The 12,973-nt window shown below is 49.2% G+C and carries 18 protein-coding genes and 1 pseudogene; all 19 read left to right on the forward strand.

The annotated features are described in order from the left end of the window. A partial coding sequence (locus tag STRDD11_RS05120; RefSeq protein ID WP_128836325.1) for an aminotransferase class I/II-fold pyridoxal phosphate-dependent enzyme occupies nt 1-348 on the forward strand: 348 nt, incomplete at its 5' end. Further along, on the forward strand, nt 345-1,334 hold the full coding sequence (locus tag STRDD11_RS05125) for an ATP phosphoribosyltransferase regulatory subunit (protein WP_128835998.1): 990 nt from the start codon (nt 345-347) through the stop codon (nt 1,332-1,334). The genes STRDD11_RS05120 and STRDD11_RS05125, both read left to right, overlap by 4 nt. Further along, nucleotides 1,331-1,975 carry an ATP phosphoribosyltransferase gene (hisG, locus tag STRDD11_RS05130; RefSeq protein ID WP_128836000.1) on the forward strand — a complete coding sequence of 215 codons (645 nt, stop codon included), beginning with the start codon at nt 1,331-1,333 and terminating at the stop codon, nt 1,973-1,975. Before STRDD11_RS05125 ends, hisG begins: the two co-directional genes overlap by 4 nt. Beyond that, nucleotides 1,972-3,264 carry a histidinol dehydrogenase gene (gene hisD, locus STRDD11_RS05135; RefSeq protein WP_128836002.1) on the forward strand — a complete coding sequence of 431 codons (1,293 nt, stop codon included), beginning with the start codon at nt 1,972-1,974 and terminating at the stop codon, nt 3,262-3,264. The genes hisG and hisD overlap by 4 nt, the downstream gene beginning before the upstream one ends. Before the next feature lie 12 nt (nt 3,265-3,276). Beyond that, the gene (gene hisB / locus STRDD11_RS05140; protein ID WP_128836004.1) at nt 3,277-3,861 is read left to right on the forward strand and encodes an imidazoleglycerol-phosphate dehydratase HisB; all 585 of its coding nucleotides are present in this window, start codon (nt 3,277-3,279) and stop codon (nt 3,859-3,861) included. Nucleotides 3,862-3,908: 47 nt separating this feature from the next. Next, entirely contained in the window at nt 3,909-4,532 is a 624-nt protein-coding gene (gene hisH, locus STRDD11_RS05145) for an imidazole glycerol phosphate synthase subunit HisH (protein WP_128836006.1), read from the forward strand. Next, a complete protein-coding gene (gene hisA, locus STRDD11_RS05150) occupies nt 4,510-5,241 on the forward strand; it encodes a 1-(5-phosphoribosyl)-5-[(5-phosphoribosylamino)methylideneamino]imidazole-4-carboxamide isomerase (RefSeq protein WP_164828388.1) in 732 nt (243 codons plus the stop codon). The genes hisH and hisA overlap by 23 nt, the downstream gene beginning before the upstream one ends. Further along, nucleotides 5,235-5,993 carry an imidazole glycerol phosphate synthase subunit HisF gene (gene hisF, locus STRDD11_RS05155; RefSeq protein WP_128836010.1) on the forward strand — a complete coding sequence of 253 codons (759 nt, stop codon included), beginning with the start codon at nt 5,235-5,237 and terminating at the stop codon, nt 5,991-5,993. The genes hisA and hisF overlap by 7 nt, the downstream gene beginning before the upstream one ends. Next, a complete protein-coding gene (hisI, locus tag STRDD11_RS05160; RefSeq protein WP_128836012.1) occupies nt 5,993-6,325 on the forward strand; it encodes a phosphoribosyl-AMP cyclohydrolase in 333 nt (110 codons plus the stop codon). The genes hisF and hisI overlap by 1 nt, the downstream gene beginning before the upstream one ends. A gap of 335 nt (nt 6,326-6,660) precedes the next feature. Further along, the gene (gene hisE, locus STRDD11_RS05165) at nt 6,661-6,975 is read left to right on the forward strand and encodes a phosphoribosyl-ATP diphosphatase (RefSeq protein ID WP_128836014.1); all 315 of its coding nucleotides are present in this window, start codon (nt 6,661-6,663) and stop codon (nt 6,973-6,975) included. Nucleotides 6,976-7,007: 32 nt separating this feature from the next. Further along, nucleotides 7,008-7,757, forward strand: a complete 750-nt coding sequence (locus tag STRDD11_RS05170) for a PHP domain-containing protein (RefSeq protein WP_128836016.1) — start codon at nt 7,008-7,010, stop codon at nt 7,755-7,757. Nucleotides 7,758-7,832: 75 nt separating this feature from the next. After that, entirely contained in the window at nt 7,833-8,060 is a 228-nt protein-coding gene (locus tag STRDD11_RS05175; RefSeq protein ID WP_128836018.1) for a type II toxin-antitoxin system RelB family antitoxin, read from the forward strand. Beyond that, nucleotides 8,050-8,319, forward strand: coding sequence for a type II toxin-antitoxin system RelE family toxin (locus tag STRDD11_RS05180; RefSeq protein ID WP_128836020.1), 270 nt, complete (start codon nt 8,050-8,052; stop codon nt 8,317-8,319). The genes STRDD11_RS05175 and STRDD11_RS05180 overlap by 11 nt, the downstream gene beginning before the upstream one ends. A gap of 43 nt (nt 8,320-8,362) precedes the next feature. Beyond that, nucleotides 8,363-8,832: pseudogene (locus STRDD11_RS05185) on the forward strand (GNAT family N-acetyltransferase). Between the two features lie 15 nt (nt 8,833-8,847). Continuing rightward, entirely contained in the window at nt 8,848-9,774 is a 927-nt protein-coding gene (locus STRDD11_RS05190) for a helix-turn-helix transcriptional regulator (protein WP_128836022.1), read from the forward strand. Between the two features lie 85 nt (nt 9,775-9,859). Then, the gene (locus STRDD11_RS05195) at nt 9,860-10,225 is read left to right on the forward strand and encodes a nuclear transport factor 2 family protein (RefSeq protein ID WP_128836024.1); all 366 of its coding nucleotides are present in this window, start codon (nt 9,860-9,862) and stop codon (nt 10,223-10,225) included. A gap of 230 nt (nt 10,226-10,455) precedes the next feature. Further along, nucleotides 10,456-10,797 carry a LytTR family DNA-binding domain-containing protein gene (locus STRDD11_RS05200; protein ID WP_128836026.1) on the forward strand — a complete coding sequence of 114 codons (342 nt, stop codon included), beginning with the start codon at nt 10,456-10,458 and terminating at the stop codon, nt 10,795-10,797. Nucleotide 10,798: 1 nt separating this feature from the next. Then, a complete protein-coding gene (locus tag STRDD11_RS05205; RefSeq protein WP_128836028.1) occupies nt 10,799-11,548 on the forward strand; it encodes a response regulator transcription factor in 750 nt (249 codons plus the stop codon). A 19-nt stretch (nt 11,549-11,567) separates the two neighbouring features. Next, nucleotides 11,568-12,923 (forward strand): sensor histidine kinase, encoded by a 1,356-nt coding sequence (locus STRDD11_RS13600; RefSeq protein WP_164828389.1) that lies wholly within the window; start codon nt 11,568-11,570, stop codon nt 12,921-12,923. The last annotated feature ends 50 nt before the right edge of the window (nt 12,924-12,973 follow it).

Here is a 12,973-nt window from a genome sequence, read left to right on the forward strand (position 1 = left end):
CTGCTGGCAGAGAAGCTGGCTCAGGCAGCTATCGAGGACTGGGCCTACTATGAGCAGACCAGCCGGCAGATTGAGCAGACCCGGGACCTGCTGGCGGAGGAGCTGGCAGCGCTGGGCTTTGAGGTTCTGCCCAGTCTGGCAAATTTTCTCTTGGTCAGGCCGAATGGCGTGTCAGCTGGGGAACTATTTTCTCATCTGCAAAGCCAGAATATCTATGTCCGATATTTCCCAAAGGCTGAACGCATCAAGGATTATCTGCGGATTTCAGTCGGTCAGCCTCAGGAAATGGAGCAGGTTTTGGCCATTATCAGGGCATTTATCAAGGAGCGAAAGGAGGCCGGCCGATGAAGCAAGTCACTCTGCCTAACGGCATGCACGATAAATTATTTAAACGAGCCCGTGTGACCTATGAGATTGAGCGGAATATCAGTGATTTTCTCATGGCTCAGGGATTTAACCGCATTGATACACCGACTCTGGAGCATTTCGAAGTCTTTGGGGACAGCATTGAGGCCAGCCATTATCACCTGTTTGATAAGAAGGGCCATCTGCTGGCGCTGCGGCCCGATGTGACCAGTCAGATCGGCCGGGTCATTGCTTCGACCCGGGTTCATACCCCGACTAAATTTTCTTATTCGGGCAAGGTTTTTCACTACAATGAGGAGCTGCGCGGGCTGGCCAATGAGCTCAGTCAAGCCGGCATTGAAATCATCGGCTACCCTGTCCGGCAGGCGGTGCTGGAGGCCATTCAGTCGGCCAAGCAGTCGCTGGACCTAGCTCAGGTCCGCTCGTATCAGTTTGAGTTTTCCCATGCGGCTATTTTAAAGACCATTCTGGAAAAACTGAAGCTGGACGAGCAGGAAGAGGCACGGCTTTTAGACCATATTCGCAAGAAAAATATGACTGGCCTTTATGAATTTACTCAGGCCAATCCCAGTGAGTTTGATGAATTTCTGCAGAAGCTGCCCTGCCTTTTCGGCCCCAGCCGGCAGGTGCTGGATCAAGCCAGAAAGCTGCTTGAGAACCAGCAGATTCTGGCAGCCTTGGATGATTTGGAAGACATGCTGGTCCAGCTTTCGGATCTGCTGCCGGCCAGCACCATGGATCTGGGACAGGTAGCGTCTATGCCTTACTATACCGGCCTGACCTTCAAAGTCTTTGGCGAAAAAGTGCCGGCTGCCTTTCTGTCCGGCGGCCGCTATGACCAGCTCTTTGAGCGCTTCGGGGCAGATCAGCTGACGGCGGTAGGCTGGACGCTGGATATTGACAGCGTCTATCAGGCCATTCATGATGATCTGCCGGATGAAAATGGAAAGGAAGGTGGCAGCAGATGAGCCAGATTACCATTGCCCTGACCAAGGGGCGGATAGAGGAGGAGACGGTTGAGCTCTTGAGCCGAGCCGGATTTGACCTGGCCTTTATGGCTGACAAGGGGCGGAATTTGATTTTTGAAAGTCCGGACGGCCGCTTTCGCTTTCTCTTGGTCAAGGGACCCGATGTCACGACCTATGTCCGTCACGGTGTGGCCGATGTGGGCATTGTCGGCAAGGATATTCTCTTTGAGCATCCGACCGGCTATCTGGAAATGCTGGACCTCAATTTTGGTCTCTGTAAGTTTTCTCTGGCCTCGGTGCCCAGCTATGATCCGCAGGACCATAAGCGCAAGCGGATTGCGACCAAGTATCCGACAGTGGCGACGGATTATTTCAACCAAAAGGGCGAAGATGTGGAAATCATCTCCATTCAGGGCAGCGTGGAGATTTCTCCGGTGCTGGGATTGGCTGATGCCATCGTCGATATTGTCGAGACTGGCCATACCCTGTCGGCCAATGGACTGATTGTCTTTGAGGACATCTGCCGGGTGTCGGCCCGGCTCATTGTCAATCAGGCTTCCCTGAAAAATAATCCGGACCTGATGCCTTTTATTGCGAAAATTGAATCCCTGGTGGGAACGAGAGAGGTGGCTTTTGAATGAAAAGGATTGAACGATTAAGCGGAACAAATGAAGAAATTTCACGGATTCTCTATGAAGAGCAGCTAAAGCTCAGCCAGCAGAATCTGGATGTGGAAGATGCAGTCAGTGACATTCTGGAAGCCGTCAGAAAGGATGGCGACCAGGCCCTGACTTACTATTCTCAGCTCTTTGACAAGGTAGAAGTGACAGACTTTGAGGTCGGGCAGGACCTGATTGAGCGGGCTTTTGAGGAGATTGATCCGCAGGTGCTGACAGCCCTTAAGAATGCTCAGACCAATATTGAAAGCTACCACCAGCAGCAGCTGGAGGCCGGTTTTGAGGACAGCCCCAGTCCGGGTGTTCTGCGCGGCCAGCTCATCCGGCCCATCGAGCGGGTGGGAACCTATGTACCGGGCGGAACAGCGGCCTATCCTTCCTCTGTCCTCATGAATGTCATCCCGGCCAAGATTGCCGGGGTCAAGGAGATTATCATGATCACCCCGCCTCAGGAGCGCTTTAATCCGGCCATTCTGGTAGCGGCCAAGCTGGCTGGGGTCAGCCGGATTTTTCAGGTGGGCGGTGCTCAGGGAGTGGCGGCTCTGGCCTATGGGACCGAGACGATTCCCAAGGTGGACAAGATTACCGGTCCGGGCAATATTTTTGTAGCCACGGCCAAGAAATTGGTCTATGGTCTGGTCGGGATTGACATGATTGCCGGCCCGTCAGAAATCGGTGTGATTGCAGATGCTTCTGCCAGTCCGGTCTATGTGGCGGCGGACCTGCTTTCACAGGCTGAGCATGACAAGCTGGCCCGGGCCATTCTGGTCACAGACTCAGAGGAGCTGGCTGATCAAGTTGAGCAGGAGCTGGACAGGCAGCTGAAGACTCTGCCGCGGGAGGAAATCGCGCGTGCTTCTATCGAAAATAACGGCCGCATCATCATCGCGCCTTCTAAGGAAGCCATGTTTGAGCTTATGAATCAGGTGGCACCGGAGCACTTGGAGATTGCCATGGATGACGCCTACAGCTATCTGGATAAGATTGAAAATGCCGGATCGGTCTTTCTGGGCCACTATACCAGCGAGCCTATCGGAGACTACTATGCCGGAGCCAATCATGTGCTGCCAACGACCAGCACCAGCCGCTTTTCATCGGCTCTGGGTGTGCACGACTTTATCAAGCGCATCCAGTACACCCAGTACAGCCGGGAAGCTGTCAGAGCAGCTGACCGCGACATTACCAGCCTGGCCTATGCCGAAGGCCTGCAGGCTCATGCCAAGGCAATCGAAGCCCGAAGACAGGACAAGTAGAAAGAGGATACCATGAGAAAAGCTGAATTGAGCCGTACAACTCAGGAAACCAAGATTGCTTTAGCCGTCAATCTGGACCAGCAGGAGCCAGTGGACATTGATACGGGGATTGGTTTTTTTGACCATATGCTGACCCTCTTTGCCCGTCACAGCCGGATTTCCTTAACCGTCAAGGCCGAGGGAGACCTCTGGGTGGACAGTCACCACACAGTGGAGGATGTGGGCATCGTGCTGGGGCAGGCCCTGCGCCAGGCTCTGGGCGACAAGGCCGGCATTAACCGCTATGGCACGAGCTTTGTGCCCATGGATGAAACGCTGGGCATGGCCAGTCTGGATCTATCAGGCCGCTCCTATCTGGTCTTTGACGCAGCCTTTGACAATCCTAAGCTGGGGACTTTTGACACTGAGCTGGTGGAGGAATTTTTCCAAGCTCTGGCCTTCAATCTGCAGATGAATCTGCACTTGAAAATCCTGCATGGCAAAAACAGCCACCACAAGGCGGAGAGCCTCTTTAAGGCGACCGGCCGGGCCCTGCGCGAAGCGGTCACTGTCAATCCAGACATTCGCGGGGTCAATTCTACCAAGGGTCTGCTCTAGCCTGCCGGCGGGATGGAGCTGCTCTCTACTGATAAAGGATAGCTAACATGATTATTGTACTTGATTATGGTGCGGGAAATACGGCCAATGTTCTGCGAGCCCTGGCCCAGGTTGGGGTGGCCGCACGCCTGTCGGCCGATCCGCAGGAAATTTTAGCGGCTGACGGTCTGATTCTGCCCGGTGTCGGAGCTTATGCGGCTGCTATGCAGGAGCTGAGCAGGCGGGGACTGACTGCGATCATCCAGCAGGCTGTGGCAGCCGGCAAGCCGCTCTTGGGCATCTGCTTGGGCATGCAGTTGCTGCTGGAAGAGGGACTGGAAAACGGCCGAACGCAAGGTCTGGCTTTCATCCCCGGATCCTGCCGCAGAATCCCTGACCAAGCAGGCCTGCCAGTGCCCCACATGGGCTGGAATGATTTGAAGATTGAGCAGGAATCTGCCCTGACCGAGGGCCTGCAGGGACAGGCAGTCTACTTTGTTCACAGCTATTATACGGATGTTGCTGAGGCCTATATTGATGCGACTGCGGATTACGGCTTCCCGCTGCCGGCCATGATCCGCAAGGGTCATGTCTTTGGCTGCCAGTTTCACCCAGAAAAGTCCGGCTCGGTTGGTCTGGGCATTCTAGAAAGATTTAAGGAGTATGTCTATGAAGATTCTGCCTGCTATTGATATTAAGGACGGCCAGGCGGTCCGCCTCTTTCAGGGGGATTTCAGCCAGAAGACAGTCGTCAATCCGGATGTTCTGGGACAGGCTGAAACCTTCAGAGCCGCCGGCATCCGCATGATTCATGTGGTCGACTTGGACGGTGCCTTGGAGGGCCGGGCCAGCAACCGCCAGCTGATTTCCCAGATCAAGCAGCAGACCGGACTGGCTGTCCAGGTCGGCGGCGGCATCCGCAGTCTGGAGCAGATTGAGGATTATTTGGCAGCAGGGATTGACCGGGTCATCATCGGTTCCATGGCGGTCAAAGATCCTGCCTTTGTTGAGGCGGCGCTGGAGCGCTTCGGCAGCAGCAACATCGTCATCGGCATTGATGCCAAAAAAGGTCTGGTCGCTACCGAAGGCTGGCTGGAGACCAGCAGCCAGGACTATATCAGTCTGGCCTTGGCTATGGAAAAGATTGGCGTCCGTCTCTTTGTCTATACCGATGTTGAACGAGACGGCACCCTGACCGGGCCCAATATCCAGCATTATCAAAGGCTGCAGGCTGCTCTCACACATGCGAAAGTCATCGCCTCAGGCGGTATCCAGTCGCTGGCAGATTTGCAGGAACTGGAGGAACTAGGGCTGGCCGGTGCCATTGTCGGCAAGGCTTACTACAGCGGCCGGGTGACCCTGAGCCAGCTCAGAGAGATAGATGAGGACCAACCATGCTGAAAAAAAGAATCATCCCCTGCCTGGATGTCAAGGACGGCCGGGTGGTCAAGGGCATTAACTTTGTCAATCTGACCGATGTCGGTGACCCGGTCGATGCAGCTAGGGCCTACTATGAGGCAGGCTGTGATGAGCTGGTCTTTCTGGACATCACTGCCACTCATGAGCAGCGCGACACGACAGTTGAGATGGTCCGGCGGGTAGCCGAGCAGGTCTTTATCCCCTTTACGGTCGGCGGCGGCATCCGCTCGGCTGAGGATATGAACAGGATGCTCAAGGCCGGCGCTGACAAGGTTGCCGTCAATTCCTCAGCTCTGGCAAATCCCCAGCTGATTGCCGACTGTGCGGAGAAATTCGGCAGTCAGTGTGTGGTGCTGGCTGTTGATGCCAAGAAAGCAGCTGACGGCAGCTGGCATGTCTATCTGGCCGGCGGCCGCAAGGACACTGGCCGGGAGCTTCTGGCTTGGGTCCAGGAGGCTGTTCGTCTAGGGGCCGGAGAAATCCTCCTGACCAGCATGGATAAGGATGGGACCAAGTCTGGCTTTGACCTGCCCATGCTGCAGGCTGTTTCGCAGGTTGTATCCGTGCCCATCATCGCCTCAGGCGGGGCGGGCAGTCTGGAGGATATTTTGGAAGTCTTTGAGAAAACGGCGGCAACTGGGGCCTTGGCTGCTTCTATCTTTCACTATGGGCAGGTTTCTATCCCAGACACCAAGCAGGCCATGCGGGAAGCAGGATTGGAGGTGAGGCTCTGATGGCAGATGTAAGATTGGATTTTCAAAAACAAGGCGGTCTGATCCCGGCCATTATCCTAGACCACAGCAGCAAGGAAGTCCTCATGCTGGCCTATCTCAATGAAGAGGCCTACCAGCTGACCCGCTCCAGCGGTCAGATGTGGTACTGGAGCCGCTCGCGTCAGGAGCTCTGGCACAAGGGGGCCACCAGCGGCCACTATCAGACTGTCAGGAAAATCACGGCCGACTGCGATCTGGACACCCTGCTGATCGAAGTGGACCAGACAGGCGCTGCCTGCCATACCGGCGCCAAATCCTGCTTTTTCAACCAGATTTGGCAGGAGCAGGCATGATGGCAGGCAAGCTGCTCATCCTGCCACGAGAAATCCCATGGGACTTTCTCTAGCTCCTGCACTAACCAGCTGAATTGAAAATCATCGTTTCCATTCAGCTGGAGTCGGCAGTTTACAGCCATGATGGCAGCTCCAACAGTCTGGGAGACTGTTGGAGGTTGCGGATAAAGCAAACGAAGTTGGCGTCAAAACAGTCTGGGAGACTGTTGGAGGTTGCGGATAAAGCAAACGAAGTTGGCGTCAAAACAGTCTGGGAGACTGTTGGAGATCAAAAGCACTGCTTTGAGATGTCCTGATCTAAAGAGTTTTCTCAAAAGTATAAAAAAGGAGACACCATGCTAGAAACCCTTTACCAAGAAGCCCTCAAGCGCAAAAAAGAGCCCAAGGAAGGCTCCTATACCAGCTATCTCTATGACAAGGGGCTGGACAAGATTCTCAAAAAAGTCGGCGAAGAGGCAGCCGAAGTCGTCATTGCAGCCAAAAATGCGGATAAGGAAGAAATCGCTAATGAAACGGCCGATTTGCTCTACCATCTGGCAGTTGCTCTGGTGGAGACCGAGGTCAGCCTAGATCAGGTCGAGAGCGTCCTCCAAGCCCGTCAGGGCAAGCAAAGCCGGATCCATGACCGGCCGGAAATTGACAATTACTAAACGAATAGATCTTTAACAGAAAGGCGGCAAGCATGCGCGACAACCACCTGCATACCTATTTTTCCTACGACTCAGAAGCCGATTTTCGTGACTATCTGGACCACTATGAGGGCGAGATTGTCACCACTGAGCACTATGACCTGTCCAATCCCTACCCTTATCAGGCAGCTTCGCCCCATGATGATGTGCCCGACTATGCGGCCTATTCGGCGAAAATAGCAGAGCTGAATAGGCAATACGGCAACCGCATCAAAAAGGGCATTGAAATCGGCTATTATGCCCCCCGCAAGGCGGATATTCTGGCCTTTCTGGCTGACAAGGACTATGACCTCAAGCTTCTCTCTGTTCACCACAATGGCAGCTTTGACTATCTGGAGGAGCCCGTCCTGCAGCTGGATAAGATGGAGCTGATTCCCCGCTATCTGAGAGAGCTAGAAGAGGCGATTGAGGCCATTCCGGCGGATGTCTTGGCCCACTTTGACTATGGCTTCCGCCAGTTTGAGGTCACAGTGGAGGAGCTGAAAAGCTTTGAGCCTCAGCTGCGCCAGCTTTTTCAAAAGATGATCGACCACGGCCTGGCCTTTGAGCTCAACTGCAAGTCCATGTATCTCTACGGCCATGAAGACCTCTATATCTATGCTCTGGGTCTGGTCAAGGAGCTGGGCGGCCAGCGCTTCTCTGTCGGATCGGACGGGCACAAGCTGGAGCATTTCCGGCTCAATTTTGACCGAGCGGAGCAGATAGTAGCAGAAGCTGGCATTGATGACAGCCAGCTGATTTAGGGCAGTTAGCAAGAATTTGACAAAATTCCTTATTTGATATACAATGTATTACATATAAAAAGAGAGGTAAATCTTATGGCAATGGTTTCTTTGAGATTAAACGAGGCTGAAGAGGAATTATTCAGAAGTTATGCTATTCATACAGGTAAATCTCTATCTGAGCTTTTTAAGACAGCTCTGAAGGAACAAATAGAAGACCAGCTTGACTATGAAAAGGGCATGCAGGCCTTGGAAAGATTTGAAAAAAATCCTGTCAGCCATTCCATTGATGATATCATTTCGGAGTTGGAAAATGACTTATAGACTGCAAATTTCTGATGATGTCAAGAAGCAGCTTAAGAAAATGGATAAGCATGTCGGCCTGATGCTGGCTAAGGATATGAAGAAGCGGCTGGATGGATTGAGCAATCCACGGCAGATTGGCAAAGCCTTGCTCGGTCCTTACAAGGGACTGTGGCGATACCGGGTTGGCAATTATCGGGTCATTTGCCAAATCATTGATGACCAGTTGCTGGTCTTGGCTCTGGAAGTCGGCCATCGCAAGGAAATTTATAAGAGATAGAGGCAGGTATCGATGAAAGCCAGTTGATTTGAAAGGAGCAGCTATGAGCACAATCAGACCTATCAAATCAGAAGAAGTACAGCTTTTAGAGGAGTCTCTCTATCAGGCTATTTTTGTTCCGGAGGGTATCCCGGCTCCGTCCAGGAGTATTCTGCAGGATCCTGATTTGCAGATGTATATCAAGGGTTTCGGCAATTCACCAGATGACTGGGCCCTGATAGCTCAAGCGGATGGACAAGTGGTCGGAGCCGTCTGGGGCCGTCTCATGCGGGATTACGCTATTATGATGACCAGACGCCTTCCCTATCTATCTCTCTCTTGCCCGACTATCGGGGGCAGGGAATTGGCCAGCAGCTGATGACAGCCATGCTGGACCTGCTCCGAGACAAGGGCTATCCCCGCGTCTCCCTGTCCGTTTCCAAAGACAATCCCGCTGCGCGCTTCTATCAGCGGCTGGGCTTTGTCACCGTGGAGGAAAGGGAGACGGACTATCTGATGCTTTGTGATTTATAGGAAAAAATAGAAATCATGAAATTAGAAAGATTAATTTACATTTTACTGGCTCTTTTAAATAAGAGGCAGATAACCGCTAAAGAGATTGCCGCCCGTTTTAGAATATCGACTCGCACGGTATACAGAGACATGGACACGCTCAGCTTAGCGGGTATTCCTATCTATTCCGAACGAGGAGATAAGGGCGGCTTCTATATACCGGACGACTATAAGATGGACAGCAGCTTTTTCACAGAAGAGGAAAAACAGTTTATCATCAATATGAGCCAAAACGTTGGCAAAATTGTCGGCCGTCCAAGCTTTGACAGCATCGAGCACAAGCTGGCTTCTCAAGAAAGTGCAGGCAGTGCCAATCCTTTTTACTTTGATCTCAGTTCCTGGTCTCTCAATACCAATTATCTGCTGGAGATTGAGCAGGCGATTCAGGCGGGGCAGAAGATTTCCTTTTCTTATTATTCCAAAAAGCAGGAGCGCAGCCAGCGTATGATACTTCCCTACCGACTGGTTTTTAAGCTGAATGCTTGGTATGTCGTCGGCTTTTGCTTGGACAAATCCGACTTTCGCTTTTTCAAACTCAGCAGGATTCGCCAGCTGCAGCTGATAGGAGAAGAGACTTGTCCGAAAGATTACCCGCTCTTATCTCAGGAAAAGTTAGACTATTTTCTAAATCCTCCAAAGGAAAAAGTAGAGGGCAGCAAAGAGGAAATAGACTTACAGTTTGCGGCGTCTGCCCTGCCAAAGATTTATGACCATTTCACAGAAGAAGAAATCAGCATAGAGGAGACCGGAATAAGAATACATACTTTTCGAGCTTTAACGCCAGCCTTCTTTGAATTGCTCTTAAGCTTTGGGCAACAGGTGAAAGTCTTGTCTCCCAGTCACTTGCAGGAGCAGTTGATCCAGACTCTCCAAAAAAATCTTCAGCAATATGACAGGCCCTAGTCATATTGCTTTTTGTATAATCTGAAGTGGGTTGAAAATCTCATTGTTGAGTGCTTGCCCAAAATTATTTTATTGGAGGTTCCAGATGGATACAAAAACATTAGCAGAAAGCTATTTTACTGCTGTCAATACAGGCGGCTGGGAAGACTTTGTAGCAGAAAACTTTGAGTATGGAATGTGCGACAGTCAAAAAATCAGACAAGGACGCGAAGTTTACCTGCAGGGTGCGGGTCAGTTCTATGCTTTAAGCCAACATCTTGAAGTGAAGAAATTGCTGATAGAGGGACGAGAAGCAGTTGCTTTGAACCGCTATCGATTGCAATCACCCCACGGAAAAGAACTAGAATTGGATGTCGCAGAATTTCTAACATTTGATGAATCAGATAAATTAGTTTCATCTTTCATTTACTTCGATACAAATCGTTTTCAAGAATTTATGCAGGGAAAATAAGACTAAAGACCGCCAATCAGCGGTCTTTTCACTTTGTCTTACAGAGGGAAATTCACCATATCAACTGCAAAATTTCCTATTTTTATGGTAAAATAGAACTGTAAAGTGAAGCCGCTTTCTCGGGACTGCTAAAAGCAATCGACCATTTAAGACCTCCTGGCTACCATTTAGGATTTTGCCCACATTTTGAGGTAAAAATATGCTATGCTAGAGAAAAAAGGAGGTAGATCATGACTACTATCGTAATCAAAGACGGCGGCACCTATCGCAAGCTGAATCTGTCAGCAATTTTCTATATCCAGTCCCATCCCCAAAAGCCGCATTTCGTTCTTATCGTGACTGGAAAAGGTGACTTTGAGCTCCGGGCATCTCTGGCTGAGCTCAAAGAGACCTACCCCGACTCTTTGCTGCACTGCAACCGCCAGACCTTGGTCAATCTCGCTAAAATCAAGGGAATCAATCGGCAAGCTAAGTCCATTCTTTTTGACAAAAAAGGCCTGCCCGACTTGGTCTGCTCTAGACGGCATTTTGCCAGCCTGCTCAGAAGATGGTCAAAAGAAGGAGGAAAATGACATGAAAATTTTTGTACTAGACGATGATAAGCAACAGCAAGTCTATATGGAAACAACCATTCGCCGGATTTTTGAAAAAAATAGCTGGGAAGCCTTTCAGCTTTTAGAAATCTACGGCAAGCCAGAGCAGCTGATTGACGCCATGCATGAGCGGGGCAGCCACCAGATTTTCTTTCTGGATATTGAGATCAAGAAAGAGGCTCAGAAGGGGCTGGAGGTAGCTCAGCAAATCCGCAAGCAGGATCCCTATGCCCTGATTGTCTTTGTGACCACCCATTCAGAGTTTTTGCCCCTGACCTTCCGCTATCAAGTCTCTGCCTTTGACTTTATCGACAAAAACCTGTCAGATGAGGATTTTGCGGAGCGGATAGAGCAGGATCTGGCCTATCTCTATGAGAGAAGGGATATCTACCAAGCTGATGAAACCTATATTTTTGAAAATGGGCATTCAGAGTTTCAAGTTCCCTTTAACGAAATCTACTATTTTGAAACATCCGAAGTTCCCCACAAGATCATCCTCTATACCAAGACCCAGCGCCTGGAGTTTTACGGCCAGCTTTCAGAGGTCGTCGACCATGACAAGCGCCTCATTCGCTGCCACCGATCCTTTGTGGTCAATCCAGGCAAGATCAGCTCCATTGACAAGGATAAAAAGATGGTCTTTTTCCCCAATGGCTCCAGCTGCTATGTGTCGCGGTATAAGATGAAAGGATTACTAGAGGCTTTTAGAAAAGTAGGGAAACACGGATAGGAATAGGGGAGAAAATTTTATGTTATTAGGATTACAGATTACTACGTTATTACTTCAGTCATTTGGTTTATTTGTCCTCTATTCAAATGTCAGTGGTGTAAAAATGACTTGGATAAAGTATGGACTAGCAATTTTGGGAGAATTTTGTTTGGGCATGCTCTTATCGTTTTTAGATTTGCTTGCTTTTAATAGTCTTATCTCTTATGCGGGGCTGTTTGAGCTTCCCATCTACTTTTTATTTTTTTCAATGCTAATGGACAAATCTATTCCCAAGTATTTATCTATTTTTTATGGTTTGTTTCCAGTTGTTCTATGGAACCTTCTGCATCGGTTGTTTTTCTTTCTTTTGACTCATGTAGCCGAATGGAATAATGGACTTCTAGCGGGTCAAGCTAAGTACGATTTATATTTTTCAAGCATTTTAGCCAGTCTGTTATCTTTAGGATTACCATCTTTATTACATTATGACTTTAAACGTTTGAGAGAATTCAAATTAAACAAAAAAGATACGAAATTAATTCTTATTTTAGATATTTCAATGGCACTTTATTATATTCTTGTTCAATTTTTTGCATATTTACAAGAATATCATCACTTGACTGGTTTCTATTACAGAGAAATGATAGTTATAATTTATATCATTCTCTTTCTCAGTTCTATCAATATCCTAGACCGTAATCTTCGTGAGCGAATCCAGCAAGAATTGGACCGGCAGAGGGAGATACAGTTAAAAAATATGGCTGACTATAGCCGGCATATTGAGGAACTTTATAGTGAACTCCGCAGTTTTCGTCACGACTATATCAATATTCTCAGAAGTCTCAGACTGGGTATTGAGAATCGGGATTTGCCGGCGATAGAACGGGTTTATAATGATGTTCTTAAGGACTCCGGTCAGCCGCTCAATCAGCCCAAGTTTGATTTAGGCCGACTAGTTAATATTCGGAATGATGCTCTCAAGAGTATTTTATCAGCTAAATTCTTAGAAGCCCAAAGCAAACAAATAGTGGCTGAATTGGAAGTGCCACAGCCGATTGAACCTGAGAACGTGGAACTCCTTGATTTGATTACCATTGTTTCTATTCTAGTAGATAATGCCATTGAGGCAGCATTAGAAGCTGAAAATCCTAGAATTTCTATTGCTTTTTTAGAACAGGATGATAGGCAGGTTTTAATTATAGAAAATACTACTAAAGATTTTTTGGTGAATACTACTAACATTTTTGAAAAAGGCGTTAGTAGCAAGGGAGAGAATAGGGGAATTGGTCTCAACAATATTCAGAACATTTTACAGAGATATAAGAATATATCTTTACAAACAGTCAGTCAAGACCATCTTTTTAGGCAGGAAATAATTATTACGAAGCAAACTTAAAATGATTCTCTTATTGCAAATTCCTATGAAATATAAGTAAAAAACAATTT

Origin of the sequence: Streptococcus sp. DD11, from assembly GCF_001578865.1 — a bacterium.
Classification (GTDB): Bacteria; Bacillota; Bacilli; order Lactobacillales; family Streptococcaceae; genus Streptococcus; species Streptococcus panodentis.